The 25,429-nt window shown below is 65.5% G+C and carries 23 protein-coding genes; 8 read left to right on the forward strand and 15 right to left on the reverse strand.

Going from position 1 to position 25,429, the window contains the following annotated elements; translation table 11 throughout:
- Positions 1–17: 17 nt before the first annotated feature.
- Together ACH46_RS17090 and ACH46_RS17095 are read right to left on the reverse strand one after the other, a co-directional pair.
- A complete protein-coding gene (locus ACH46_RS17090; protein WP_062393984.1) occupies positions 18–821 on the reverse strand; it encodes a hypothetical protein in 804 nt (267 codons plus the stop codon).
- A gap of 105 nt (positions 822–926) precedes the next feature.
- Positions 927–1,877, reverse strand: coding sequence for a Ppx/GppA family phosphatase (locus ACH46_RS17095; protein ID WP_062393985.1), 951 nt, complete (start codon positions 1,875–1,877; stop codon positions 927–929).
- 101 nt (positions 1,878–1,978) lie between these two features.
- Here ACH46_RS17095 and ACH46_RS17100 point away from each other — a divergent pair, with 101 nt between their 5' ends.
- Complete coding sequence (locus ACH46_RS17100) at positions 1,979–2,842, forward strand: DUF3109 family protein (protein ID WP_062393986.1); 864 nt, start codon at positions 1,979–1,981, stop codon at positions 2,840–2,842.
- A gap of 3 nt (positions 2,843–2,845) precedes the next feature.
- Here the strand turns inward: ACH46_RS17100 and ACH46_RS17105 are convergent, their stop codons facing one another.
- From ACH46_RS17105 to mshA, 6 genes are all read right to left on the reverse strand, one after another.
- Positions 2,846–3,535, reverse strand: coding sequence for a response regulator transcription factor (locus ACH46_RS17105; RefSeq protein ID WP_062393987.1), 690 nt, complete (start codon positions 3,533–3,535; stop codon positions 2,846–2,848).
- Positions 3,532–4,713, reverse strand: coding sequence for a sensor histidine kinase (locus tag ACH46_RS17110; RefSeq protein ID WP_082399760.1), 1,182 nt, complete (start codon positions 4,711–4,713; stop codon positions 3,532–3,534). Before ACH46_RS17110 ends, ACH46_RS17105 begins: the two co-directional genes overlap by 4 nt.
- 211 nt (positions 4,714–4,924) lie before the next feature.
- On the reverse strand, positions 4,925–5,230 hold the full coding sequence (locus tag ACH46_RS17115; protein ID WP_062393988.1) for a GNAT family N-acetyltransferase: 306 nt from the start codon (positions 5,228–5,230) through the stop codon (positions 4,925–4,927).
- Positions 5,231–5,322: 92 nt separating this feature from the next.
- A complete protein-coding gene (locus tag ACH46_RS17120) occupies positions 5,323–6,066 on the reverse strand; it encodes a phosphoglyceromutase (RefSeq protein WP_062393989.1) in 744 nt (247 codons plus the stop codon).
- Between the two features lie 69 nt (positions 6,067–6,135).
- Positions 6,136–6,726: a type III secretion system chaperone family protein gene (locus ACH46_RS17125; RefSeq protein WP_062393990.1), complete on the reverse strand. Its 591-nt coding sequence runs from the start codon at positions 6,724–6,726 to the stop codon at positions 6,136–6,138.
- A complete protein-coding gene (gene mshA / locus ACH46_RS17130; protein ID WP_062393991.1) occupies positions 6,723–8,042 on the reverse strand; it encodes a D-inositol-3-phosphate glycosyltransferase in 1,320 nt (439 codons plus the stop codon). Before mshA ends, ACH46_RS17125 begins: the two co-directional genes overlap by 4 nt.
- Positions 8,043–8,229: 187 nt before the next feature.
- Here mshA and ACH46_RS17135 point away from each other — a divergent pair, with 187 nt between their 5' ends.
- The 3 genes from ACH46_RS17135 to ACH46_RS17145 are packed head-to-tail and all read left to right on the forward strand — an operon-like array spanning position 8,230 to position 10,816.
- On the forward strand, positions 8,230–9,129 hold the full coding sequence (locus tag ACH46_RS17135) for a metal ABC transporter solute-binding protein, Zn/Mn family (RefSeq protein ID WP_062393992.1): 900 nt from the start codon (positions 8,230–8,232) through the stop codon (positions 9,127–9,129).
- Positions 9,081–9,956: a metal ABC transporter ATP-binding protein gene (locus tag ACH46_RS17140; RefSeq protein ID WP_062395573.1), complete on the forward strand. Its 876-nt coding sequence runs from the start codon at positions 9,081–9,083 to the stop codon at positions 9,954–9,956. Before ACH46_RS17135 ends, ACH46_RS17140 begins: the two co-directional genes overlap by 49 nt.
- The gene (locus ACH46_RS17145; RefSeq protein ID WP_062393993.1) at positions 9,953–10,816 is read left to right on the forward strand and encodes a metal ABC transporter permease; all 864 of its coding nucleotides are present in this window, start codon (positions 9,953–9,955) and stop codon (positions 10,814–10,816) included. The genes ACH46_RS17140 and ACH46_RS17145 overlap by 4 nt, the downstream gene beginning before the upstream one ends.
- Before the next feature lie 112 nt (positions 10,817–10,928).
- On the opposite strand, the gene ACH46_RS17150 is transcribed toward ACH46_RS17145, so the two are convergent.
- Complete coding sequence (locus ACH46_RS17150) at positions 10,929–11,540, reverse strand: TetR/AcrR family transcriptional regulator (protein ID WP_082399762.1); 612 nt, start codon at positions 11,538–11,540, stop codon at positions 10,929–10,931.
- Between the two features lie 64 nt (positions 11,541–11,604).
- On the opposite strand from ACH46_RS17150, the gene ACH46_RS17155 reads away from it, so the two are divergent.
- The 4 genes from ACH46_RS17155 (at position 11,605) to ACH46_RS17170 (ending at position 17,580) form a co-directional block, all read left to right on the forward strand.
- Complete coding sequence (locus tag ACH46_RS17155; protein ID WP_062393995.1) at positions 11,605–12,582, forward strand: NAD(P)H-dependent flavin oxidoreductase; 978 nt, start codon at positions 11,605–11,607, stop codon at positions 12,580–12,582.
- Positions 12,583–12,729: 147 nt separating this feature from the next.
- The gene (locus ACH46_RS17160; RefSeq protein ID WP_062393996.1) at positions 12,730–13,884 is read left to right on the forward strand and encodes an ImmA/IrrE family metallo-endopeptidase; all 1,155 of its coding nucleotides are present in this window, start codon (positions 12,730–12,732) and stop codon (positions 13,882–13,884) included.
- The gene (locus tag ACH46_RS17165) at positions 13,884–14,378 is read left to right on the forward strand and encodes a DUF4411 family protein (RefSeq protein ID WP_062393997.1); all 495 of its coding nucleotides are present in this window, start codon (positions 13,884–13,886) and stop codon (positions 14,376–14,378) included. The genes ACH46_RS17160 and ACH46_RS17165 overlap by 1 nt, the downstream gene beginning before the upstream one ends.
- A gap of 559 nt (positions 14,379–14,937) precedes the next feature.
- Positions 14,938–17,580 (forward strand): UvrD-helicase domain-containing protein, encoded by a 2,643-nt coding sequence (locus tag ACH46_RS17170; protein ID WP_162234645.1) that lies wholly within the window; start codon positions 14,938–14,940, stop codon positions 17,578–17,580.
- 34 nt (positions 17,581–17,614) lie between these two features.
- On the opposite strand, the gene ACH46_RS17175 is transcribed toward ACH46_RS17170, so the two are convergent.
- From ACH46_RS17175 to ACH46_RS17200, 6 genes are all read right to left on the reverse strand, one after another.
- The gene (locus tag ACH46_RS17175; protein WP_335334149.1) at positions 17,615–20,908 is read right to left on the reverse strand and encodes a DEAD/DEAH box helicase family protein; all 3,294 of its coding nucleotides are present in this window, start codon (positions 20,906–20,908) and stop codon (positions 17,615–17,617) included.
- A 244-nt stretch (positions 20,909–21,152) separates the two neighbouring features.
- Entirely contained in the window at positions 21,153–21,452 is a 300-nt protein-coding gene (locus ACH46_RS21360) for a DUF2335 domain-containing protein (protein ID WP_062394000.1), read from the reverse strand.
- 59 nt (positions 21,453–21,511) lie between these two features.
- On the reverse strand, positions 21,512–21,703 hold the full coding sequence (locus ACH46_RS21365; protein ID WP_062394001.1) for a hypothetical protein: 192 nt from the start codon (positions 21,701–21,703) through the stop codon (positions 21,512–21,514).
- Between the two features lie 140 nt (positions 21,704–21,843).
- Positions 21,844–22,764 (reverse strand): restriction endonuclease, encoded by a 921-nt coding sequence (locus tag ACH46_RS17190; protein ID WP_062394002.1) that lies wholly within the window; start codon positions 22,762–22,764, stop codon positions 21,844–21,846.
- The gene (locus ACH46_RS17195; protein ID WP_082399768.1) at positions 22,764–23,882 is read right to left on the reverse strand and encodes a restriction endonuclease subunit S; all 1,119 of its coding nucleotides are present in this window, start codon (positions 23,880–23,882) and stop codon (positions 22,764–22,766) included. The genes ACH46_RS17190 and ACH46_RS17195 overlap by 1 nt, the downstream gene beginning before the upstream one ends.
- A 2-nt stretch (positions 23,883–23,884) precedes the next feature.
- A complete protein-coding gene (locus tag ACH46_RS17200) occupies positions 23,885–25,351 on the reverse strand; it encodes a type I restriction-modification system subunit M (protein ID WP_062394004.1) in 1,467 nt (488 codons plus the stop codon).
- Positions 25,352–25,429: the final 78 nt, after the last annotated feature.

Raw genomic sequence — 25,429 nt, forward strand, 5'->3', positions numbered from 1 at the left:
TCGCCACGTCGATCGGCTCAGGCCGCCAAAAGGACCAGCGGCCCGATCGTCACCAGCATTCCGACGCCGAGAGCCAGCAGCGTCGTCGGCAGGTCCCGCTTGCGCAGCACATGCGCAAAGGTGACGATCGCGAAGATCACCACGACGGCCAGGATCAGCGCGAGGTACACGTACCGCTTCCACAGTTCGGTGAAGCCCCAGAACAGTCCGGCGCCGACGGCCAGACCGAGCACCACCTCGCCGAGGAGCGCCAGCCAGCCGAGGAACGCCGACTTGCCGTGCGATTCCTTCTCGGACTTCTTCGCCTTCTTCTCGGCGGCACGCGCCTTCTTCGCAACTTCCGCGTCGGCCTCGTCCTCGGCCTCCTGCGCGGCTTCGAGGTCGGCCGACGACGCCACGCGGCGGTGCCCGGATCCGGGTTCGTCGTCGGCCACGTCGACGAGGGCCGCCGGGGCCGGGGCGGCGGGGACGTCGCCGACCGCCGTCGTCGTCTCGTCGTCGAAGGGCATCTCGGGCAGGTCGACGCCCACCAGGTCGTCGCCGGCGACGGGCTCCAGCGCCGTCGTGAAGTCATCGACGTCGTCGTCGCGGACGATCGGAATGATGCCGGTGACGGCGTTGGCTTCCGCTCCCGGTTCGTCCGCCGGTGCGTCGGGTTCAACGGACGGATGCGCGGGCATGCCGGAAGCTCCCGCACGGCGGAGCGAACGTCGATCCTCCTCCGATGCGGACTTCGGGAATGCTGAGCCGCCGGCCTCGGACCGCGCAATCAGTTCCGAGACCGTGATGGGCCTCGCGCGCGGTTCGGAATCCTTCGCCATATCTCCCTCGAACCCCCGTCATTCTGCGTTGATCTGTGTTCGGTGTCCTATTGCCCGATGTGGTCTCGCGCACTCCAGGCGAGTGCTCGTGTCGAGACTACTCGGCTAACCGGCGCTGACCATGACCCCCGCTGGCTCCGCGTCGAGTCGGCGAAGAATGACGCCTTCGCGCAAAGCCCACGGACAGATTTCCAGTGTATCCACACCGGTGGCGCGCATCGCCGCCTCGGCGACCAGCGCGCCCGCGACGATCTGCGACGCCCGATCGGAGCTGACGCCCTCGAGGTCGGCGCGATCGGCTGCGGTCATCCGCGAGATGAAGGCGATCAGCTGGCGCAGACCGCTGACGGTCAGGGTGCGGCGCACCCGCGGTCCGGCGCCCGACGGTGCGGCACCGGTCAGTCGCGCCAGGGAACGGAAGGTCTTCGACGACCCCACCGAGATGTCGGGCTTGCCCGCGGCCCGCAACTCCTTCGCGGGCTGCTTCAATTCGGCGTCGAGCCAGTCGCGCAGCACCGACACGTGCCGCTTGCTCGGCGGATCGCCGGGCAGCCATTCGCGCGTCAGTCGGCCGGCGCCCAGCGGCAGCGACAGCGCCACCTCCGGCTCCTCGTCGACCCCGCTGGTCAGCTCCAAGCTGCCGCCGCCGATGTCGAAGGTGAGGATCCGGCCGGCGCTCCAGCCGTACCAGCGGCGCACCGCGAGGGAGGTCAGCCGCGCCTCGTCGACGCCTTCGAGAACGTCGACGGTGAGGCCCGACGCCTTCTTGACCTGCGAGAGCACCGCGTCGGTGTTGGTGGCGTCGCGGACCGCGGAGGTCGCGAACGCCATCACCTGCTCGCAGCCCGACGCCTTCGCGATCCGGGTGAAGTCCTTGACCGTCGCGGTGAGCGAATCGGCACCCTTCTGGGTCATCTTGCCGGTGTCGTCGATCTCCTCGGCAAGACGCAGCACCGCCTTGGTCGAACTCATCGGGTTGGGATGACCACCCCGATGCGCATCGACCACCAACAGATGCACGGTATTGCTGCCCACGTCGAGCACTCCTAGTCGCACCCGATCAAAATTACTGTGCCGTCGGCCTCCACGCTAACCGAAGGGCTACGGTGGTTCGTTGAATTCATCTAAGGGAGATGAAAAATCCGAGGGGAGACCAGGTGACCGGGTCGAAGAAGAAATCCGGGGCTGCGCGGGGCACCGCCCCGGTCCCCGAAGTCCCCCTCGACTTTCCGCGCGAATGGTTCGAGTTCGTCGACCCCGCCGACGACGAACACCTCATCAGCGCCGATCTGACGTGGCTGCTGTCGCGGTGGAATTGTGTCTTCGGCACCCCGGCGTGTCACGGGATCATCGCCGGCAGGCAGTCGGACGGCTGCTGCACACACGGCGCGTACCTCACCGACGACGAGGATCGCGAGACTCTCGCGGCCGGCGTCGCCATGCTGACGGAAGAGGACTGGCAGTTCTACCGGGAGGGCTCCGGCAAGGATCCGCTCGGCAGGCGCGGCTACCTGGAGGAGGCGGAGGACCTCGACAACGAGCCCGCCCTCAAGACCCGCCTGCACGACGGTGCCTGCATCTTCCTGAACCGTCCCGGCTTCGCCGCCGGATACGGGTGCGCGCTGCACTCGATGGCGCTGCGCAAGGGTCTGGAGCCGCTGACGGTGAAGCCCGAGGTGTGCTGGCAGCTGCCGATGCGGCGCACGCAGGAGTGGGTTGAACGGCCCGACGGCACCGAGATCCTGAAGACCCAGCTCACCGAGTTCGACCGCCGCGGCTGGGGCGAGGGCGGCCACGACCTGGACTGGTACTGCTCAGGATCCCCCGAAGCCCACACCGGTGCCCGCCAGGTCTTCGAGTCGTACAAGCCCGAGTTGATCGCCCTCATCGGCGAACCCGCGTACGACGTCCTCGCCGCCGCGTGCCGCCGCCGCAACGAGCTCGGCCTGGTGGCCGTGCATCCGGCGACCGCCGCCGCGACGAGTCGTCGGGAGAACGACATCAAGTACGAGCAGTTGTAGGAACTAGCTCTCGAACTTGTACCCCAGGCCGCGCACCGTGATGAGGTGCCGGGGCTGCGAGGGATCAGGCTCCACCTTGGAGCGCAGACGCTTCACGTGCACGTCGAGGGTCTTGGTGTCGCCGACGTAGTCCGCGCCCCACACTCGGTCGATCAGCTGGCTCCGGGTCAGGACGCGCCCGGAGTTGCGGAGCAGGTACTCCAGCAGGTCGAACTCCTTCAGCGGGAGCGTCACCTCGTCGCCGGCGACGGTGACGGTGTGCCGCTGCACGTCCATGCGGACCGGGCCCACCTCGACGACGCCGATCACCGCGTCGTCATCCTCCTCCGCCGCTCCGCCGCGGCGGAGCACCGCGCGGATGCGGGCGATCAGCTCGCGCGCCGAGTACGGCTTGGTGACGTAGTCGTCGGCGCCGAGCTCGAGGCCGACCACCTTGTCGATCTCGCTGTCGCGGGCGGTCACCATGATGACCGGCACCGTCGACTTGGAACGGATGGTCTTGCAGATCTCCGTGCCCGAGACGCCCGGGAGCATCAGGTCGAGCAGGACGATGTCGGGGTTGATCCGCTCGAAGGTCGGGACCGCCTGTGCGCCGTCGTTGACGATGCTCGCCTCGAACCCCTCTTTGCGGAGCAGGAAGGCCAGCGGGTCGGCCAGCGATTCCTCGTCTTCGACAATCAGTACGTGCGTCAACTCGTCAGTTCCTCTGTGTTCGCCGACCCGGTGTCGCTGTCCGACGGGTCGATGGGGATGTACAGGCTGAACGTCGAACCGGTTCCCGGTCGACTCCACAACCCGATATGACCGCCATGGCTGGCCGCCACATGCTTCACGATCGCCAGCCCCAGTCCGGTGCCGCCGGTCGCGCGAGACCGCGCCTTGTCGACGCGGAAGAATCGTTCGAATACCCGCTGCTGATCGGCGGGTGCGATGCCGATGCCACGGTCGGTGACCGCGATGCACACCATGTCGACGTCGTCGACCTTCGAGACCTTGCGGCTCACCGACACCACATCGCCCGCGGACGAGTGGTTGATGGCGTTCACCAGCAGGTTCGAGAGCGCGGTCAGCAGCAGGGTCCGGTCGCCCTGGACGTGCAGTCCGATCGGGTCGTCGGTGATGAGGCTGATCTCGGCGACCTCCGCGCTGACGCTCGCCGCGGCAAGGGCGTCGTCGATCAGCGGGTCGACGTCGACCTGCGCGAAGTCCGGAATCCGGCCCTCCTGCAGGCGCGACAGGCCGATCAGTTCGTTGACCAGGGAACCCATCCGCGTCGCCTCTTTGAGCACGCGCCGCCCGAAGTGGTCGACGGCCTCAGGGTCGTCGCGGGATTCGAGCATCGCCTCGGCCATCAGGCTGATGGCGCCGAGCGGCGTCTTCAGTTCGTGGGAGACGTTGGCGGCGAAGTCGCGTCGCGTGGCCTCGACGCGCTGGTTGGTGGAGTCGTCGTCGCCGAAGATCAGCGCGTAGCGGACGCCTTCGAAGATGGCGAGGCGCGCGTTGCAGCGAACGTTCTCCACGGCGCGGGGCGCGGTGCGGCCGGTCGAGAGGAAACCGAGGGTCGACGACGGCGGCACGAAGTCGAAGTACCGGTCGACGCCGGTGATGAAGACTTCGGTGACCGCTTCGGCGATGCCGTCGGCGAGGGTGTCGCGGAACATGCCGAGATCGGTGGCGCGCTTGTTGTAGAGCACCACGTTGTGGAACTCGTCGACGGCGATGATGCCGGTCGCGGTGTGCGCGACGATGAGACCCAGGAGGTCCGGGCGCGACCGTCGCTCATCGACGATCACCAGATCTTCGAGAGGGGTGTCAGGCGCCACCGAGTCGTCGGATCGGGTGGTGACCGAATTCGGTTCTTCGCCCCGCACGACTCCCCTGCTCCGCTACAACGACATGGACACTTCGCGTGCCCGAAGGGCACACACGGATCTTACGTCCCGTCCACCTGAGTTCGCAGCCCGGGAGGACAGTGTTCGATGCCCGTTCACGCCCGGTTGACCTGGGTTGCACGGACATTAACGCGCGGCGTCCACGCCATGACGTCGACGCCGCGCGGGCGGTGTTCGGAGAGGACTCGGGTCAGTCGGAGATGAGGTCCTGGTACTCCGGGTGCTTCTCGACGTACTTCTGCACGTACGAGCAGACCGGAACCATCGTCTGCCCGTTGGCACGCACGTCGTCGAGCACGTGCTTCACCAACTGCGCAGCGAATCCGCGACCGCCGAAGCGCTCATAGACGACGGTGTGGGTCAACGCCAGACGATCGCCGTCCTGCGTGTAGTCGACATAACCGACCTCCACCGGGTCGTTGTCGTCGTCGATGAGATCAGCGCGGTAACGCTCCTGAACCGAGAGATGAGTTACCTCGAGAGTGCCGTCAGCCATGACATCCAATGTAGCGCAGGCCACACGGACGCGCACCCGGCCCCGACGATGCGGGACCGGGTGCGCGGGGTGTGCGAGGATGCGGCGTTTCGCTACTTGTTGCCCTGTGCCGCAACGGCTGCCGCGCCCGCGGCCGCCGCCTCCGGATCCAGGTAGACGCCGCCGACGGTGACCGGACGGAGGTTCTCGTCGAGGTCGTAGCGGAGCGGGTTCCCGGTCGGGATGTTCAGATGCGCGATGTCCTCGTCGGAGATGCCGTCGAGGTGCTTCACGAGGGCGCGCAGCGAGTTGCCGTGCGCGGCGACGAGCACGGTCTTGCCCGCGCGGAGGTCGGCCTCGATCGACTCGGTGTAGTACGGGATGAGGCGCTTCACGACGTCCTGCAGGCACTCGGTCAGCGGGACCTCGATGCCGGCGTAGCGGGGGTCGCCCACCTGGCTGTACTCGTTGTCGGCGTCGATGGCGGGCGGCGGGGTGTCGTAGCTGCGACGCCACAGCATGAACTGCTCGTCGCCGTACTTCTCCTTGGTCTCCGCCTTGTTCAAGCCCTGCAGCGCGCCGTAGTGACGCTCGTTGAGGCGCCAGTCGCGGACCACGGGGATCCAGTGGCGGTCGGCGGTGTCGAGCGCGATCTGCGCGGTGATGATCGCGCGACGCAGCAGCGACGTGTAGAGGACGTCGGGCAGCAGGTCGTGCTCCACCAGGAGTTCGCCCGCGCGGACGGCCTCAGCCCGTCCCTTGTCGGTGAGTGCGACGTCGACCCAACCGGTGAACTGGTTGGACGCGTTCCACTCGCTCTCGCCGTGCCGCATCAGAATCAGGGTGCCGTTGCTCATGTCGGCTAGTTTCCCACACGGATCGGCGAGGCACCCAGCCGCTCCGGCGCGATGCCGTCGGGATCGTTGTTACTCCGACGACTGGCTCGGCCCGTCGCCGACCGACCACACCGGAAGGGCGTCGGGGTCGCCGAGCGGGGCGATCTCGGGAAGGTCGTTCTCATCGATGAGATGCTCGAAGGCTTCGAGGTTGCGCATCGACTCGCCGCGTGCCTTGCGCCACGCCCACTCGCGCTTGATCGAGGTGAGGAAGCCGATCTCGAGGATCTGGTTGAAGTCGCCGTCTGCGGCCTCGAGGACCTGGCCGAGGATGCGGTCCACCTCGGTCGCGGTGATCGCGTCGACCGCGATCCGGCCGACGAGGTAGATGTCGCCGATGTTGTCGAGTGTGTAGGCGATGCCGTACAGGCGCCGGTTCCGCTTCAGCAGCCAGCGGTAGACGGCCTCGTGGTTCTCGTCGGGGCGGCGGCAGACGAAGGCCTCCACCCGCACACCGTGTCCGCCCGCGGTCAGCAGCACCGTCGTCTTGAGCTTCCGCTCACCCGGCAGCTCCAGCACGAAGTGCTCGGACTTGGCACCGCCCGACGACTTGCGGACGTACTCCATCTCGTTCTCGTCGAGCGCTGCGATCAGCGCGTCGACCGTCTCGTCGAGGTTCACACCATCATCCTTGCTCTGTTTCTCCACCGCCGGAGCCCGAAGCGTCCGGAGTCGGTCTGTGCATGTCGACCGAACGCCGACATCGCCCGCGAGTAGCTCGCCATCAACGCGTCCGTGGTGTGCTCCCACGAGAACTGGCTCGCGTGCACGGCCGCGGCCCGCCCCATGTCGGCACGACGGGCCGGGTCGGCGAGCAGCTCCGACAGTCGCCGGGTCCACTCGTCGATGCCGTGGCCGTCCACCAGCACGCCGGTCCGACCGTCCTGGACGGCCACCCCGAGTCCGCCGACGCGGGCGGCGATCACCGGGATGCCGCACGCCTGGGCCTCGATGGCGACCAGACCGAAGCTCTCCGAGTAGCTGGGCACCGCGACGACATCGGAGGCCCGGTACACGTGCACCAGTCGTTCGGGTGGTTGCGGCGGCAGGAAGTCGATGCGATCGGCGACGCCGAGGTCGCGTGCCAGGTCGATCAAGGCGGTCGGTTGCGCCAGCCCGCTGCCCGACGGTCCACCGACCACCATCACCCGCAGTCGTCCGGTCGCGTCGGCCTTGAGGAGCGGCGCCATCGCGGCCACCAGCACGTCGGGCGCTTTGAGCGGTTGGATGCGGCCGACGAAGGTGACGAGGACGTCGTCGGGCGCGAGGCCGAGTTCGGCGCGGGAGGCGGTGCGGTCACCCGGGGAGTAACGGTCCAGGTCGGCGCCGGGGACCACCACGTCGATGCGCGACGGGTCGGCGCCGTACATGTCGGTCAGTTCGGCGACCTCGGTGGCGGTGTTGGCGATCAGCCGGTCGGCCTCGTCGACCACCTGCTGCTCGCCGACCACGCGGACCATCGGCTCGGCGGCGTCGCCGTCGGCGAGCGAGGCGTTCTTGACGGCTGCGAGAGTGTGCGCGGTGTGGATCAGCGGGACGCCCCAGCGGTCGCGGGCCAGCCACCCCACCTGGCCCGACAGCCAGTAGTGCGAGTGGATCAGGTCGTAGTGGCCGGGTTCCTGCGCCGCCTCCGCGCGCAGCACGTTGGCGGAGAAGGCGCAGAGCTGACTGGGCAGGTCGCGCTTGTCCAGGCCGTCGAACGGGCCGGCGACCACGTTGCGGACGGTGACGCCGGGCGCGGCGTCGACCACCGGCTGGTCGGTCGACGAAGTGGCGCGCGTGAAGATCTCGACCTCCACGCCGCGGCGTGCCAGCCGGGTGGCCGTCTGCCACACGTAGACGTTCATCCCGCCGGCGTCCCCCGTGCCGGGCTGGGCCAATGGAGAGGTGTGCACGGAGATCAGTGCGATACGCCTCGGGGTGGGGCCAGCGGTCATGTTTCCAGAGTAGTGAATCGACGAAACCTGTGGCGGCCGCCCATCGCTTCCACGGTGCGGTCGCGATCCGTTTCATGCACGTATGCGCAGGCAGGCATCGCTTCGACAAGCGGGAGTCGCGGTTATACACTTGCCGGGAACGATTTTCATTATCCCTTCACCGGGGATACCGAAGGGGGATCCCCGCATGACCGAAACCAGGACCGCGCGACGCGCACTCCTGGCGCTCCTCGCGCTTCTCACCGCAGCGGTCGCGACCGCGTGTGCAGGCAGCGACGGGCCGGTCGCGACCGACAAGCCCGTCGTCGTCACGTCGACCGACGTGTGGGCGGCGGTCGCGTCGGCGGTCGGCGGCGAGCACGCCGACGTCCGCGCGCTGTACTCCTCCCCCGACGGCGATCCACACGAGTTCGAGCCGTCGAGCGCCGACACCGCGCGCGTGCAGGACGCGAACCTGATCCTCATGAACGGCGGCCACTACGACGAGTTCCTGGCCCAGGCCGCCGAGGGGGCCAAGGGCGCCAAGGTGGTCGCCGACGAGGTCCGCGTCGACAAGTCGCGCGGCAACGAGCACGTCTTCTACGATCTCGCCGCCGTCGCCGACACCGCGAAGGCCGTCGCCGAGGAGCTGGCGACCATCGCTCCGGTCAACGCCGAGCACTACCGCGCCAATGCTGCGAAGTTCGTCGAGCAGATCGACGGACTGCGCGCCTCGCTCGCCGACATCAAGAAGAAGCACGCGGGAACCGAGGTCGTGTCCACCGAGCCGCTGGCCGTCGCCCTGCTCACCGATGCCGGCCTGGTCGACATCGCTCCGTCCGGATTCGTCGACGCCGTCGAGGAGGGCCAGTCGCCGTCGGCCGCCGATCGCGCCACGTTCGACGACCTGCTGACGTCCCGTCGAGCACGGGTGCTGATCTACAACACGCAGGCCGTCGACTCCAGCACCAAGGCCGTCCTCGCGACGGCCGGGAAGGCCGGTGTTCCGGTGGTCCAGTTCACCGAGACGCTCCCCGAGGGCGTCACCGACTACATCGCATGGCAGCGCGCACAGATCGACGCGCTCGCCAAGGCCCTGAACTCGTGAGCGCGCCCGTCCTCGCATTCCGCGACGCCGGCCTCACCTTCGGCGAGCGAGTGCTGTGGCGCGACCTGAACCTGGAGATCGCGCCCGGCGAGTTCGTCGCCGTGCTCGGCCCCAACGGTTCCGGCAAGACCTCCCTGCTCCGCGCGATCCTCGGGCACACCGAGCTCAGCGAAGGCGAGATCGTTGCCGACGGTACCTTGGGCTACGTGCCGCAGCAGCACGCCGAGGACTCCGACACCATGATGCTGCGGGGCCGCGATCTGGTGGGCTTCGGCGTCGACGGCAGTCAGTGGGGCTTCGGGCTGCGCGGCATCGGTCGACGCCGCGCGAAGGTCGACGCCGCCATCGAGCAGGTCGGGGCGGGAGGCTTCGCTCATCGCCCGCTCGGCCTCCTCTCCGGCGGAGAGCAGCAGCGCCTGCGGATCGCACAGGCACTGACCCGCGATCCAGCGCTGCTGCTGTGCGACGAGCCGCTCGCCAGCCTCGACCTCGCCAGCCAGCGGACGGTCGTGGATCTGCTCGACACCCGCCGCCGCACCTCGGACACGTCGATCCTGTTCGTGACGCACGAACTCAATCCGGTGCTCCCATTCGTCGACCGCGTGCTCTACCTGGCCGGCGGATCGTTCCGGATCGGGACGGTGGACGAGGTGATGAACTCCCGCACGCTCACCGAGCTGTACGGCAGCCCGGTGGAGGTGCTGCGGATCGGCGGCCGCCTGGTGGTCGTGGGCGGCGAGGACGACCACCACTGTCACGTGCACGCTTATCCGGGCGACGTGCTCGGCACCGATGTCGGCTTCGCCGTCCCGGGAGAGGACTTGTGATCACACCTTCGACTACGGTTCTCGCCGCCGACCTCGGCAACTTCTGGAACTTCTCGCAGACCGGCGATCTGCTGTCGCGCGGTTTCGTGCAGCAGTCGCTGCTCGCGCTCGCACTCCTCGGTCTGATCGGCGGACTCCTGGGCCCGATGATCGTCGCCCGGCAGATGAGTTTCGCCGTGCACGGTGCGGCGGAGCTGTCGTTCACGGGTGCCGCGGCCGCGCTGCTGGTCGGGTTCAGCGTGAACATCGGCGGCGTGATCGGCGCCGTCATCGCTGCGGCGGTCTTCGGCGTGCTGGGCCGTCGTGCCCGCGAACGCGACTCGGTGATCGGCGTGGTCATGGCCTTCGGCCTCGGCCTCGGCGTCCTGTTCCTCAGCCTGTACGGCCGTGTCGGAACCGGCTTCGCGCTGCTGACCGGTCAGGTGGTCAGCGTCGGACGAGACGGCCTGATCGCCGTCGCCGTGACGGCCGTCGTCATCGTCACGGTCCTGGCCGCGATCTATCGGCCGCTGATGTTCTCGAGTCTGGATCCGCGGGTCGCGGCCGCCTCGGGTGTTCCGGTCCGCGCGCTCTCGATCGTCTTCGCGATCCTCGTCGGTCTCGCCGCCGCTCAGGGCGTGCAGATCATCGGCGCGCTGCTGGTGATGAGCCTGCTGATCACCCCCGCCGCCGCGGCCGCCCGGCTCACCGCGAACCCCACGACGGTCCTGATCCTGTCGGTGGTGTTCGCCGAGATCGCCGCCGTCGGCGGTCTCATCCTGTCCCTGGCGCCGGAACTGCCGATCTCGGTGACCGTCACGACCATCTCGTTCGCGATCTATCTCGCCTGCCGCGCGGTGGGGCTGCGCGCGCGAGACTAGGCCGTGTTGCGAGTTCGATCGAGGCCACCGGCGCCTTTCCCGGCTGGTCGAGTGCGACGCTGCGAGCCTGCGAGCAACGACGCGTATCGAGGCCACCGGCACCCGGGCAGGGTCAGCCCCTACTCCCCACGATCTCCGCGAACATCGCCTCCCAGTAGCCCAGCGACGGATCCGTCTCCGGATCGCGCGGGTGGAACGTGTATGCGAGGCGCGCACCGCGCATCGAGGTGATCATCACCTCGCGGGTCCGCACGTAGTCGGGCCGCGCCGTCACCTCCGCACCGAAGAGTTCATCGGCGCGGTCGCGGAGGATCCCGAGCATCCGGTGCTCCACACCCGAGAGCGCTTCGCGCAGTTCGGGATTCGCCGTCCTCGCCCCCATCCAGAGTTCCATCGACGCCCAGAAGCACGACTGCCCCGTGATGTTCCACATCGCCTCGACGGCGAATCGGATCCGGTCGGACAGGTCGTCGGGGATCGTCACACCGGCTGTCAACTCCGCGATCCGAACCTCGGCGAGGTGATGCACGGCAGCGGTGAGCAGCATCTCGCGCGACGGGAAGTGGTGCAGCAGCCGCCCCCTCGTTACGCCTGCGACCTGCTGAATGTGCAGGGTCGTCGCCGCCGAGTACCCCTCCTCGAACAGCACCTTGGCGGCAGCGTCGAGGATCGTGTCCCGCGTCTGCGCCGCGCGGTCCTGCTGTCGTCGTTCCACCAGACTCATTCTCCACACTTCTGCCGAGTCCACCATTGACAAAACAGTCACTTCTGACTGTATCGTGCTTCTCATGTCGCTTCCCGAGATCCTGCAGACCCCGCTCACCGTGCCCGTCGTCGCGTCTCCGATGTTCATCGCGTCCGGTCCTGCGCTGGTCAGCGCCCAGTGCCAGGCGGGCGTCATCGGCTCGTTCCCCGCGCTCAACGCCCGGCCGGCGTCGCAGCTAGCAGACTGGCTCGACGAGATCACCGAGTCCAACGCCGCCTACGCCGCCGCGAACCCCGACGCCGTCGTCGCACCGTTCGCCGTCAACCAGATCGTCCACCGCTCCAACATCCGCATGGAGGAGGATCTCGCGACGATCGTCGAGCACAAGGTGCCGATCGTCATCACCTCGCTCGGCGCGCGGCCCGACGTCAACGAGGCCGTCCACTCGTACGGCGGCATCGTCCTGCACGACGTCGTCAACGACACCTTCGCCCACAAGGCCGTGGAGCGCGGGGCCGACGGCCTGATCGCCGTCGCCGCCGGCGCGGGCGGCCACGCCGGAACCCTGTCACCGTTCGCGCTGGTCCAGGAGATCCGCACCTGGTTCGACGGCCCGCTCCTGCTGTCGGGTGCCATCGCGCACGGTCGCTCGATCCTGGCCGCCCTCGCCGCGGGCGCCGACTTCGCCTACGTCGGATCCGCGTTCCTCGCCACCGATGAGGCCAACGTGGTCGACGACTACAAGGACATGGTGGTCGCCTCCCGCGCCGACGACATCGTCTACAGCAGCACCTTCACCGGCGTCCACGGCAACTACCTGCGCGGCAGCATCGAGGCCCACGGCTTCGACCCCGCGAACCTCCCCAAGCCCGAGTCCGGCCCCAACCCGCTCAGCGGCGGCCTCGGCGAGGTCCGGGCCTGGCGCGACGTCTGGGGCTCCGGCCAGGGCATCGGCTCGGTCGCGAAGCGCACCACCGTCGCCGAGACCGTCGACCGTCTTGCCGCTGAATACCGCGCAGCGCGCGAGGGACTGCTCGAGCGAGTCGGCGCCGCTGTCTGACGCATCCGCTGAGGCTCCGCAGCATCCGAGTATTTCCTGCGCACACGAATACCGGCGATTCGCAGAACTGTGGATAACTCATTCCCGGTTTCACGCGCGTCTCCGTAAAGTGGACAGCCACCGGGCGAGACGGGGAAGGGGCCGCAGATGACAGTTCGAGTCGACGTCGAACCAGACCTTCTGCGCTGGGCCGCCGAGCGCGCAGGCTGGGACCGAGAAACTGTCGAACGCCGCGCACCACGATTCGAGGCATGGATCACGGGTACCGCCCGTCCAACGCTGAAGCAGTTGGAGGCGTTCGCCAAGGCGACGCACACCCCGTTCGGCTTGCTCTTCCTTCCGCGACCTCCGGTTGAGGAGGTCCCGATCCCCGACATGAGGACCATCGGCAACGATGACATCGCCGCTCCGTCCGCGAATCTCCTCGACACGATCTACACCTGCCAGAATCGCCAGGACTGGTACCGCGGCTACGTCGAGGAACACGGCATCGACTCTCCCGACTTCGTGGGCGCTGCGCGTGCTTCCGATCCCGCCGAACAGGTAGCCGCACAGATCCGGCAACGCCTCGACTTCGAGGTCGCCGACCGACGCGGGCTTGCCGGTCCCAGTGCCGCACTTCGTGCGCTGATCGATCGTGTCGAGTCGCTCGGTGTGCTCGTCATGGTGAGCGGCATAGTCGGCAGCGACACGCACCGACGACTCGATCCCGACGAGTTCCGCGGGTTCGCGCTCGCAGATCCCGTCGCGCCGTTGATCTTCGTGAACGGCAGTGACACAAAGGCCGCTCAACTGTTCACACTGATCCATGAGCTGGCGCACGTCTGGCTCGGCGGAAGCGCACTGTCCGACGCTGCACCGACCGCGACGTCCGGCGTCACCGACGAACTCTGGTGCAATCGCGTTGCGGCCGAGGTGCTCGTACCCAGATCTGTCCTGCACGACGAGTTCAACGGTCACGCCGACCAGATCGAGATCACTCGACTCGCACGCCTGTTTCGTGCAAGCACGCTCGTTGTGATCAAGCGCCTGTTCGACATAACGTTGCTGGATTGGGCCGACTACCAGCAGGTCTACAACGACGAACGCGCCCGTCTCCTGAGTTTCATCCGCGATACGAAGCGCAGCGACGGCGGCGACTTCTACAACACTCAACCGCTTCGGCTCAGCCGACGGTTCACCCGATCCGTCATCGGAAGCACCGTCGAAGGGACCACTGCCTACCGCGACGCTTATCAGCTGCTCGGGACGAAGACGCACGCCACGTTCGAGAAACTCGCAGAGCGAGTCGGGGTCGCGTGATGTACCTCGTCGACGCGAACGTTCTCATCGAGGCGAAGAACCGCTACTACGCCTTCGATCTCGCCCCCGGCTTCTGGGATTGGATCGATCACGCGCACCAGCAGAACCTGGTGTGCAGCATTGACGCTGTCTACACCGAACTGACAGTCGGTACGGATGCGCTCGCGACCTGGGCGGAGCGGCGTCCAACGTTCTTCCGCCCGATCGACGAAGCAACTACGCGGCATTTCGCACCGCTGACGCAATGGGCCACGTCAACCGGCTTCACGCCGGCAGCGCTCTCGAAGTTCACCGGCGACAACACCGACTACCTCCTCATCGCCTACGCCCGCGAGCACGACCACGTCGTCGTCACCCACGAGATCTCTCAGCCAACAGCACGGAAGCGCGTCTTGATCCCCGACGCCTGCCACGCCATGGGAGTGCACACTGTCAATACGTTTGACATGCTCCGGGCGTCCGGCGCTCGGTTCGGGCTGCAGTTGCCCGCCTAATCTACCGAGCCCCGGCGAGTGCTGAAACTAGTCGCGTCCGGTCTGGTCCGGTCCGCGGAGCTCTTGATGCCTACTCCGTACATCTGGACAATTACGCGGTCCAAAAGTGCGGACTAAGCGCCGTTGACCGCCAACCCACACAGAACGCCCAATCCGATATCTTAGTAATCGGCTCGCCCTCCGAACAGCGCGCTCAGGAGGTGCTGGAATGCTGCGCGAAGGCCTGTACGACGCACTCAAGTCATTGTCGGCGCTCTACTCCGGACCTCCGGATGAAGCTCTCCTTTTCAACGATGCGGTAGCGACGGTCTTCTCTCTCACTGGCCCGATGTCGGGACGCTCCGAGGTTGAACGAGACCTGCTTTCGGAGGTCTACCTACGTCTCCACAAGCATGAGTGGACAGATCTGCTGGAACCGTTGATCGACGCGGCTCGCAGCAACGAAACCGAATCCGCTTTCGAGCTGAGCCTCGATCAGCTGGTGGCCGAGCACCAGAGCCTACGAGATGCCAGTGACGCATTACCGCACCTCAAACGCGAACGCCGAAACCTCCAGTCGATGATCGACATCGCGGCGGACGATTCCAAGAGACGGTTGCAGTATCACGTCGACGACGTCGAACAGCGCCTACGCGCCGCCGAGGAGATGCTGGCGAAGCACCTCGAAGTCGACAGGGTGGGCAGGACCGCAGCACGCACATACCGACTCAATTCCGACGGCATCAGGGAGTCGTTGAAGGCTCGCATCACCCGCGACGGCCCGGTTGCGGCCAGGGCATGGCTCCGACACGCGAATTTCCGAAGCGCCGTGGCCGACAGCGACTTCGCGGGACTCGCCGTCGGCCACGTCAAATCCTGGTGCCGAGAACACATGTCGGGGTTCGTCCCCGACGACGAGCAAGCCATCGCGATCGCAGCGGCGGGCGCTCATGCGATCGTCGAGGCACGCGCCGGAAGCGGGAAGACCGCCACCATGATCGCCCGCGCGGCCTACCTGATCGACGTCCACGGCGTCGACCCGCGATCGATCATGTTTCTCGCCTTCAACACCGCGGCAGCGCAGGAAGTCGCGGACAGGTTGGCCAAGTACCTGCCCGACGCGACCGTGCCGCACGCGATGACCTTCCACGCTCTGGCCAAACGCATCGCGAGACCACCGGAGAACATCCTGGTGGACTCGAGCGAGACGTCGCGCCCGCTGAGCCGGCTGGTCCAGACGGTGATCGACGAGTTCGTCCACGACCCCGCGCACATCAACCGTGTTCGCGATCTCATGCTCGAGTACGCGAGGCAGGACTGGGCGGAGATCTCGCGCCGCGGCGACGACCTTCCACCGGAGTTGCAGGTCCAGTTCCGCCGATCGCTGCGTCAGGAGACGATTCGCGGCGAATACGTGAAGTCGTTCGGCGAGAAGCTGATCGCCAACACCTTGGCCGAGCACGGCATCGCCTACCGGTACGAGAAGTTCTTCGCGTGGAATGGAAGTCCGTACCACCCAGACTTCACCATCTTCGATGCTCAGCACCGCGCGCGGATCGTCATCGAGTACTTCGGCATGACCGGCGACGCCGACTACGACGAGCAGACCTCGCAGAAGCGCGCGTTCTGGAAGGAACACAATGCTTCCGTCCAACCGTCGGATCAAGTGCACTTTCTGGAGTACGCACCACGCGACATCGCTCGTCCAGATTTCCCCGATATGCTCCTCGCCGATTTGGCCGAGATCGGCCTGAGTCCGGACCGGCTCTCGGAGGACGAGATCTGGTCGCAGATCAGGAAACGGTCCATCGGCAAGTTCACCGACATCATCACGAGCACGATCAACCGTGCCCGTCAGCGTCGTTGGTCGGGTTCGGACCTGCGAGCGGAGTGGGCCCGGTTCGATTCCTCGGCCGCCATCGTCGACGAGTTCATGGAGCTCGGCGCTGAGGCCGTGGACCGTTACGCGGAGTTGCTCGTCGAGACCTCGCAGATCGACTTCACCGGCCTGCTGTGGCGGGCCGTCGACGAGATGGCAGCGGGCGCCGTCGAATTCGGCCGCGGAGGCCGCGTCGAAGGTGACATCCGGACGCTTCGGTACATCATCGTCGATGAGTTCCAGGACTTCTCGCCGGTCTTCTACGAGCTCCTTCGGCAGGTCCTCGATGCCGCACCGCAGGCCGAAGTCATGGCTGTCGGCGACGACTGGCAGGCCATCAACGAGTTCGCGGGATCGACGACCAAGTACTTCACCGACTTCGACGAGTACTTCCCCGGCGGCAAACGCTTCCAGCTTCGCTCCAACCGACGGTCGATCGGTCGTGTCGTCGCACTCGGCAATGCAGTGATGGAGGGGCACGGGTTCCCCGCGTGGCCGATCGTCCGAGGCGACGGAGAGATCCGCGAGCTGGTCCTCGACGACTTGGTACCGACCCGCCACGAAGCAGAACAGTTCAGCGGCGACCTCCTGACCCCCGCACTGCTCCGCCTCATCGCCTCACACCTGGACGCAGACCCTCCGCGATCGGTTGCGGTCCTGGACCGCAGACGCACACGCTCGTATTGGACGTCCATCGACGGAAAGTCCATCGAACTGAAGGGAATCGAAGAGTACGGGGCCCGCCTCCTGAGGCTATTGGATCGCGGCGACGTCGATGTGCAGTTCGGTACGGTCCACGGGTTCAAAGGGCGCGAGGCGGACGCCGTCATCCTGACCGCTGTCGACGTGGAGTCGTATCCCCTCGTCCACCCGACGTGGGCCCTCGGCACCGTGTTCGGCGACACCTTCCCGTCACTTGTGGAGGCGGAACGGCGCCTGTTCTACGTCGGGACCAGTCGCCCCAAGAACTACCTCGACGTTCTCGTTCCCAGAACAGGCCAGTCCATGTTCTGGAGTCGGCTGCCCGCTTCGCTGATCATCCGGAAAGCGACCTGGGCGGAATTGAGGACTGCGGTCCAGGACCGATCAGACCGTGTCGAGATTCGTGTGTTCTTCTCCAAGTTGTCCGATGACGAATTCCAAGTCGTGAGATCGTGGCTGAAAGAAAACCGATTCAAGTTCAGCTCTCGCACAGGTGCAAAGTACTGGTGGACAGTGCTCGATGAACTAGATGAGGACAGGGCCAGGGACAGCTGGATCGGGCGTCACGCCGGCGTCACCCTCGAAGGCTGGCAGAACGACCGCTTGATCTTCTCGCATCCCCGGCCGCGCAGACCGTTCTAGCGTGCGCGTGTACGCCCCCGGTCCCGCCGACTCGTCAACTCGCCGCCACCAACGCCGACTCCCGCACCGACTGCAGCACCGCCAGGATCCCGTCGACACCGTTGTCGTCGAAGACTCCGGCCACGCCGTCGGACGCGTTGTCGATGTACGGGCTCTCGAACAACCGTCCCGGCTCCATGACGCCGTTCTTGGTCAGCTCGTCGATGATCAGGTCCACGAAGCGGATCTGCTCGACGGAGAAGCGGGAGCCGTCGAGGAACTCCGCGAACGCCTCCGACGCCGCCCCGCGGTCCAGCCCCACCAGGCCGCGGATGAAGATGCCCAAGCCTCCGGGCTGGGATGACGCCCACGTCAGATCCCCTTGGTCGCCGACACCGCTGTCGATGAGCATGGTTTCCAACGACGTCAGATCGTCTGCGGTCAACTGCTTGTTGCGACGAAGGCGTTGCAGTGCAACGTGGTTCACGTTTGCCTTCAGGTACGCCTCCGCCTTTGAACGGAAGCGCTCCAGATTCGTGCCCGGAGTGACGCCCGGGAGGTCGACGACGACGCCGTCGATCATCGTGTCCGTGAAGTCGCTGTAGAGAGGATTCGTGGGCTCCCGTCTGATCAGATTCACGAGACCGCGGATCCGCAGACGCGCCACCTCCAGCATCGGCAGGGTGACGTCGATCCACCACTCGTCGCCGGCGACGGACTCCAACAGTTCCATCTGCTGCTGCACCGAGGGAATCGCGTCCATGCCCTTCAACTGCGCGGCGATCGCCTGCATGGTCTCCCGAATGCGTTCGGCCGTCGACGTGTCCCCGTCCAGCTGTGCGAGCTGACGACGCAGCACCAAGATGTCGAATCGTTTCGCCTGCTCGTCGGCGTCGCCCACCGTCGACGGCAGCCCGGCGATCGCGTCGAGTTGTTCGGCGTCCTCCGCAGACAGCGACTCCCAGGCGCCGGCCTCCGCGAACCGCTCAACGGCCCGGCGGTGCGGTCGCACGACGAAGTTCTCGAGGTTCATCCCTGCGACGATCTCGCGCAGCGTGACGGCCGTGTCGTCGCGAAGCGTTCGCTCAGCAGGGTCCTCCGCGGCCGCAAGTCCGCGGATCAGTGCGACGCGTGCCTCGAAGATCCGATGCGACAGCGACTTCTGCGTCTGTCCCTCAGAGCCGGGCAGGTCTTGGCTGAAGAACTCGAGATTGCCGCAGAAGTCGAAGACGAAGAAGTCCTTCTTGTCGTGGCCCGGCCCGTACAGGTTCGGGCACAGTCGGGTGCCGCGGCCGATCATCTGCCAGAACTTCGACTTGGCGCGCACCATCTTGAAGAAGACGAGGTTCACCACCTCGGGCACGTCGATGCCGGTATCGAGCATGTCCACACTGATCGCGATGTGCGGCGCCTTGTCCGCCTGCTTGAACGAGTCGATGAGCGATTCCGCGTACGGCGTTCCGTGCGTGATGACCCGCGCGAACTGTCCCGCGTACTGCGGGTAGTTGATGTCGAAACGCTCGCCGATGAACTCCGCGTGCCTGCGGCTCTTGGCGAAGATGATCGTCTTGCCGAGCCGATCACCACCCTCCACCGTGTGCCCCTGCGTCATCAGATGCTTCAACACCTTGTCGACCGTGTCGGTGTTGAACAGGAAACGGTTGATCGCCTCGGAGTCCACCTCGTCGGGCGGTCCGTCCTCACCCCAGTCCAGCAGGTCCCACTGGTCCTTCTCGTCCGGGGTCAGCTCGTCGTACCGGATACCCGAGCGAAGGAACTTGGTGCCGACGCTGATGGCCTTCGGCGGCACCAGGTAGCCGGCGTCGACGGCCTCCTCCAGGGTGTACGCATCGGTCGGGACACCGTCCTCCAGATGGAACAGGCGGTACGTGTTGTGGTCCACCTCGTCCTTCGGCGTCGCGGTCAAGCCCACCAGCAGGGAGTCGAAGTAGTCGAAGATCGCACCGTACTTGGCGTACACCGAGCGGTGCGCCTCGTCGATGATGATGAGATCGAAGTAGCCGGGACCAAAACGTCGGCCACTTTCGTCGACGGCATTGATCAAGTTCATCATCGTCGGGTAGGTGCAGACGAAGACTCGCCCCTCCGTGGACTTCTCGGTCACCAGGTTCACGGTGGTGGCGCTCGGCAGGTGCTCCTTGAATGCGCCGACAGCCTGCGAGACCAGGGCCGTGCGGTCGGCGAGGAACAGGACCCGCTTCACCCAGTTGGCCTTCATCAACTGATCGACGAGAGCGACGACGGTCCGCGTCTTTCCCGTTCCGGTCGCCATGACCAGGAGAGCTTCGCGGTTCTTGTTGTCGAACACCGCGTCGATCGCTCGGATGGCCCGCTGCTGGTAGGGGCGGCCGGCGATCTCGGCATTGGTCGGCGCGGCTGACAGCGGCTGCCGAGTGGTGCGCCGCTGGATCAGGAGCTCCAACTCATCGCGCGTGTAGAAGCCGCGGACCTGACGCGGCGGGTAGCCGGCGGCGTCGTCCCACATCCAATGCTCGTAGCCGTTGGTGTAGAAGACGACAGGGCGTCGACCGAGGTTCCGTTCCAGGCAGTCGGCGTAGAGCGAAGCCTGCTGCTTGCCCACCTGCGGCGACTTGCTTGTTCGCTTCGCTTCCACCACAGCGAGCGGCAGGCCGTCGGCTCCCCAGAGGACGTAGTCCACGTAACCGGTGCCGCTAGCACTCGGCATCCCGGTGACCTCGTACTCGCGATCGCGCGCCTGGTCCAGCGGCCAGCCGGCCTCGTTCAGAAGCACATCGATGAAGGCGTCGCGCGTTGCGTCCTCGTCGTAGTCGCGGTCGTCGGGTGCGGTCTTGGTCGCTTGGGCAGCCTCGATCTCCTTGCGGAGCCTGGCGATCTCCGCTTCCTGCTCGGCGAGGAGCCCTTCCTTCTCGGCGAGCGCCTGCTTGTGCGCCTCGTCCTGATCGTTGAACATCTTCAGCAGGCGAGCAACCTCGGCCTTGCTGAGCGGCGCCGACTTCTTGGCCAGCGCGACATCGAACGGTGCGCCCATCGGCGCCGCTGCGGGATTCGGCGAATGGTTGTACGACGCCCAGAGCATCACGTGGTGCAGGTCTTTGATCACCTGGAACGCCGCGTTCGGCGGGATCGGCTGCACCTCGTGCGCGGCAGTGTTGCCAACCTTGCGGATCAGGTTCAGCTTGGCGACGATTCCGTTGCCCACCCGGGCCTTGAACACACCATCGTTGATGTGTGCGGACAGGTCGTCCCGGTACGGGTCGGCCAGGTTCATCACTCGGTAGAGATGTCCTACCAGGAGTTCCGTTGCCCGACGCGCGTAGACGCACGCCGACCGGGGATCAGACTGCATATAGCTCTCGGCCCGAGCACAGTCCTCATAGACTGCCGGGAGCGTGGTGTGTACGAAGTCGAAGTTGCCCATCGCATGTAATCCTATGCCGTGGTTACGACATACCGGTCAGAAACGGGACACTCGAGGTCTCCCCGCCGAGCCCCGACAAGCACCACCTCGGCCACGACTCACTCTGGTACCCAGCGGAGCCCACCTCCGTCACAGACGCCGCCGGCGAGGACCAGCCCCGCCACTACCTCCATTAGTCATTGCGTCCCGAAGGCCACATCGTCCGGACAACCCCCAACACCGGGATGGACAGCAGGAAGCCACCGGCCACGTTGTTTCCGACTGAGAAGAAGACAACCGCCGCGACGAAGAACGCGAGCAGGAAGAACGTGGCCATGCTCCGATCAGACTTTGCGTTGTCGATCTCCGCGTTGACCAGACGATCCTGGCGACGCGACCTGTCGACAGTTTGCGACTCAGCCATTCGCATGATCCGTTCGGCCGCGTCCGGAATCAGCATCTGATAGTCGCGCATCTCCTGCGCCGGCGGCATTGGGCCAGACCACCGGCGATGCTGGGTCAGTTCGATCGCGACCTGCTGAGCGACTTCAGTCAGCTGCGTTTCATCGCCCGACTGATCGAGCGACTGATCGACTCGTCGTAGATCGGCTCCCGATCCATCTCCTCGATCCGCATGCGCATGCGTCGAATCCGCGTGGTCTGATCCAGCGTCAGCCCCTCGAGACCACGCTCGATCGACCGGAGAAGACTCCGCCGATGCGTCCGATTCGTCACGCTCGTCATACCTCAACCCTAACCCCGATCCCCGAACATCGCGATCCGATTCCGCAGTGCGTCGAGCACCAGCAGATCTTGCACGGCCCCTCCCGCAACACCTCCGCACTATACCGACATAACGGACGATTAAGACATGTTCGAAGAACCTACTCGAAGAAGTCTTCATCCACTTCAACGACGTGCAGCGTCTGCTTCACCTGGACGCCGACACCGAACCTGATCATCAAGCGAGTCAGCCGGTCTCCGTCGATCAGGACGACACGCGTCGGCACCGAGTCGGCGTAGGCGATGGCGTCGGCACTGTACCTGCTGGTCGTGATGAAGACGCCCTGACTGGCCTGGTTGCCGGCGAGAGCCCCGACGAAGCCTTGGATCGCAGGCCGCCCGACGATGTTGTCACGCGCATACCGCTTCGCCTGGACATAAATGCGCGACAGGCCGAGTGCGTCTTGGTCGATCACCCCGTCAATGCCGCCGTCCTTCGACAGCCGAGTATGAAGTGCCGATCCCTCAACTCCGCCGTATCCCATTCCGATCAGCAGGTCCAGCACGGCCTTCTCGAAGAACGCCCAATCCTGATCCAGCAGTCGGTTCAACAACTGATCGGCAACGTCCGCTTTGATCCGCGCAATCCCCTCTTCGATCTGCTCACGAGGATCGAGCACCGTCTCGATTTCTGACGGCACCACCGCCGCAGGTTCCCCACTTGGACTTGGAAAGGCCTTCCAAGTGTGCGGTGCATTGGGGTCACCGGACAGCGCGCGGAGATGCTTCTCCGTGATCCCGTCCGGATGGTCGGCGAGCAGCTTCCGTCCGACGTCGGTGATCCGATAGTGCGCACGACTCGTCCGCTCCAACGCCCCGACCCGAGTCAGGTACGACAGCGACCAGTTCCCACGGTTCACCCACTGGTTCTGGCCGGACGGGATGACGATCGCGCGCTGCTCCTCCGACAGCCCGAGAAGGTCTGATGCGGCCTGAACGAGGTCCCGATTCCGACGGATCTCACCGTCCAGCGAAGCGCGCAGTGTCGGCGCCATGTACTGATCCCACGTCGGTGCTGCCATCAGAGTTCACCTCGGAATGCTCGGGATTGGAGGGCGGCAAAGAGTTCGTCATCGGCTGCTAGAGCGCGTTGAACAGCCTCGGCCATGCGAGCAATGCACTCATTCCTCGACCGATAGCTCTTCTGCTGATCCTCGGCAAGCTCAGGCACTGGCGCATTGCGCACAATGTCACTGTTCAGGTTCGGCAAGGTCGCACCCAACGAATTCCGCTTAAGATGGTCCTTCATCCTGACCGATGCCATCAAGGCATGCAAGTACTCCGGTACGATTCCCTCACGCGGCCGAAGAATCATCGATCCTGTGCCACACAACGAACCAACGTGTTCACGTTTCACCAGGCCTGCACGACCCATTTCGCCCCGGCGCCCTAGCACTACGTCTCCCTCAATCAGACGAAATGCGGTAAGGCCAGCTGCTTTTTCGGGCGATACCGAGAACGACCTGTCCACAGTAATCTTGCCGTCAACTAAATGCATCGGGTTGATCACTGGAATGCCATCATTGATGTAGTCATGCTTGTGAAGGAGGGACCCAAAAGGACCGATCTGTACCTCGGCAATACCTTCGACCCTCCCAGACCAATCCCGCCCTTCGATCGCTCCGCGAAAAATCGAACGCGACAGGTCGTCAAGGTGGGCCAACGTCTGGCGACGCTTGGTGCGGATGGCGTCGGCTTGGTCGAGGATCGCGGCGATGCGGCGTTGTTCGTCGAGGGGAGGGAGGGGGATCTCCAGTTCCGAAATATCAGCACGGTTCACCTGAAGGAAGGTTGCGCCCTTCCCTTTCGAAAATAGTTCACGCTCTGCCTTCGACAAGAAATGCCACAGATAGGAACTATCAAGTTCAGGTCCTGCTGTCAGTCCCGCAACACCACGCCCAAGACAGTAATCAGCATCCGCTGGAACCTTCGCTCCGATCGAGGCGCGAATACTCAAGACAATATCGCCAGGTTTGCATACCTTTGTTGGTCTGGTCGTGTACTTTTTCGGCAGAATTGTGCCGTTCATGAAGTCGCCTGCACCTGCAATCAGCGGTAGCCCGTCTTCGCTCCCATTATATGAATCACCCGACGGGGCTTGCCCCATTGTTATGGTGCATACCGAACCGAGCTCCACCATCCTCACGACAGCATCTCCTTCAACTCGGCCACACCGGCGGCGATCTCACCGTTCAGCGCTTCAATGTCGGCGATGATGTCCAGCGGCGGGCGATGCTCCACCTCGTCGTACTCGATCTCCTTGTACCGGTTGATCGACAGGTCGTAGCCCTGGGCCACGATGTCGGCCTTCGGGACCAGGAAGCTCTGGTCGGTCCGGGCCCGCGCACGTTCGGGTGAGTCCTTGCCCGACAGGGTCTTCCAGCGCGCGACCACATCCGCCAAGTCGTTGGCCTCGATCGGGTTGCGCTTGTCGTCGAGGGAGAAACCATCGGTCTGCACGTCGTAGAACCAGACGTCGTCGGTGCCGCCGGAGTTGGTCTTCGTGAAGAACACGATCGCCGTCGACACCCCCGCGTACGGCTTGAACACCCCGGATGGGAGCTTCACGATCGCGTCGAGTTTCTGATCCTCGACGAGGATGGTCCGCAACGCCTTGTGCGCCTTCGTCGAGCCGAACAGCACGCCGTCCGGCACAATCACCGCCGCACGACCACCCGGCTTCAGCAACTTCAAGAACAAGGCCAGGAACAACAGCTCGGTCTTCTTGGTCTTCGCGACCGCCTGGAGCTCCTTGCTCGTCGACTCGTAGTCCAGCGAGCCGGCGAACGGCGGGTTCGCCAGAATCAGCGTGTACTTATCCGCATCCTCACTCGCACCTTCGGAAAGAGAGTCACGGTAGCGGATGTCCGGAGCCTCGATGCCGTGCAGCAGCATGTTCATGCTGCCGATCCGCAGCATCGTCGAATCGAAGTCGTAGCCGTGGAACATGGAGTGGTGGAAGTGGTTGCGCTGCTCCGCATTCAGCAGCGCGTCGGCATGGTGCTCGCGCACGTACTCGCTGGCCTCCACCAGGAAGCCTGCGGTGCCGCACGCCGGATCGCAGATCTCGTCGCCGGGCGCGGGAGCGGTCATCGCCACCATCATCTCGATAATGTGCCGCGGCGTCCGGAACTGACCGTTCTTACCGGCGGAGGCAATCTGCGACAGCAGGTACTCGTAGAGATCGCCGTTGGTGTCTCGGTTGTCCATCGGGATGTCGTCGAGCATGTCAACGACCTTGCTCAGCAGCGCCGCCGTCGGGATCGTGAAGCGAGCATCCTTCATATGCTCGCCGAACGTCGAATCGTCGCCGCCGAGCTGCCGCAGGAACGGGAACACCTCCTCACCCACGGTCCGGTACATGACTTCCGGGGCCGAGTTCTTGAACACGCTCCATCGCAGATGGTCTTGACCGGGCAGGAACGTCGGGTTCTCGATCTTCCCGGTGACCCGCGCCTTCTTCTCCGCGCGCGTCTGCAACTCGTCCAGGCGACGGATGAACAGCAGGTACGTGACCTGCTCGATCACCTCGAGAGGATTGCTGATGCCGCCCGACCAGAACGAGTTCCAGACGGCGTCGATCTTATTCTTCAAGTCACCGGTGATCACGGGTCAGACTCTAGCGCCAAGGTCGGACATTTCTGCCGTCAGATGGTGCGTGGGGGTGTTTGTTCCCGGGGCCCAGCC

It is taken from the genome of Gordonia phthalatica (assembly GCF_001305675.1).
GTDB classification, from domain to species: Bacteria; Actinomycetota; Actinomycetes; order Mycobacteriales; family Mycobacteriaceae; genus Gordonia; species Gordonia phthalatica.

Coding starts and splice junctions, on each gene's coding strand:
- ACH46_RS21360 (WP_062394000.1), bottom strand. CDS start 21,452: ATGCCGCCGGCGCAGGAGATGCGCGACTATCAGATGCTGATTCCGGAC.
- ACH46_RS17160 (WP_062393996.1), top strand. CDS start 12,730: ATGACAGTTCGAGTCGACGTCGAACCAGACCTTCTGCGCTGGGCCGCC.
- ACH46_RS21365 (WP_062394001.1), bottom strand. CDS start 21,703: ATGACGAGCGTGACGAATCGGACGCATCGGCGGAGTCTTCTCCGGTCG.
- mshA (WP_062393991.1), bottom strand. CDS start 8,042: ATGACCGCTGGCCCCACCCCGAGGCGTATCGCACTGATCTCCGTGCAC.
- ACH46_RS17115 (WP_062393988.1), bottom strand. CDS start 5,230: ATGGCTGACGGCACTCTCGAGGTAACTCATCTCTCGGTTCAGGAGCGT.
- ACH46_RS17170 (WP_162234645.1), top strand. CDS start 14,938: ATGATCGACATCGCGGCGGACGATTCCAAGAGACGGTTGCAGTATCAC.
- ACH46_RS17165 (WP_062393997.1), top strand. CDS start 13,884: ATGTACCTCGTCGACGCGAACGTTCTCATCGAGGCGAAGAACCGCTAC.
- ACH46_RS17135 (WP_062393992.1), top strand. CDS start 8,230: ATGACCGAAACCAGGACCGCGCGACGCGCACTCCTGGCGCTCCTCGCG.
- ACH46_RS17150 (WP_082399762.1), bottom strand. CDS start 11,540: ATGAGTCTGGTGGAACGACGACAGCAGGACCGCGCGGCGCAGACGCGG.
- ACH46_RS17120 (WP_062393989.1), bottom strand. CDS start 6,066: ATGAGCAACGGCACCCTGATTCTGATGCGGCACGGCGAGAGCGAGTGG.
- ACH46_RS17190 (WP_062394002.1), bottom strand. CDS start 22,764: ATGGCAGCACCGACGTGGGATCAGTACATGGCGCCGACACTGCGCGCT.
- ACH46_RS17090 (WP_062393984.1), bottom strand. CDS start 821: ATGGCGAAGGATTCCGAACCGCGCGCGAGGCCCATCACGGTCTCGGAA.
- ACH46_RS17140 (WP_062395573.1), top strand. CDS start 9,081: ATGGCAGCGCGCACAGATCGACGCGCTCGCCAAGGCCCTGAACTCGTG.
- ACH46_RS17195 (WP_082399768.1), bottom strand. CDS start 23,882: ATGGTGGAGCTCGGTTCGGTATGCACCATAACAATGGGGCAAGCCCCG.
- ACH46_RS17155 (WP_062393995.1), top strand. CDS start 11,605: ATGTCGCTTCCCGAGATCCTGCAGACCCCGCTCACCGTGCCCGTCGTC.
- ACH46_RS17175 (WP_335334149.1), bottom strand. CDS start 20,908: ATGCAGTCTGATCCCCGGTCGGCGTGCGTCTACGCGCGTCGGGCAACG.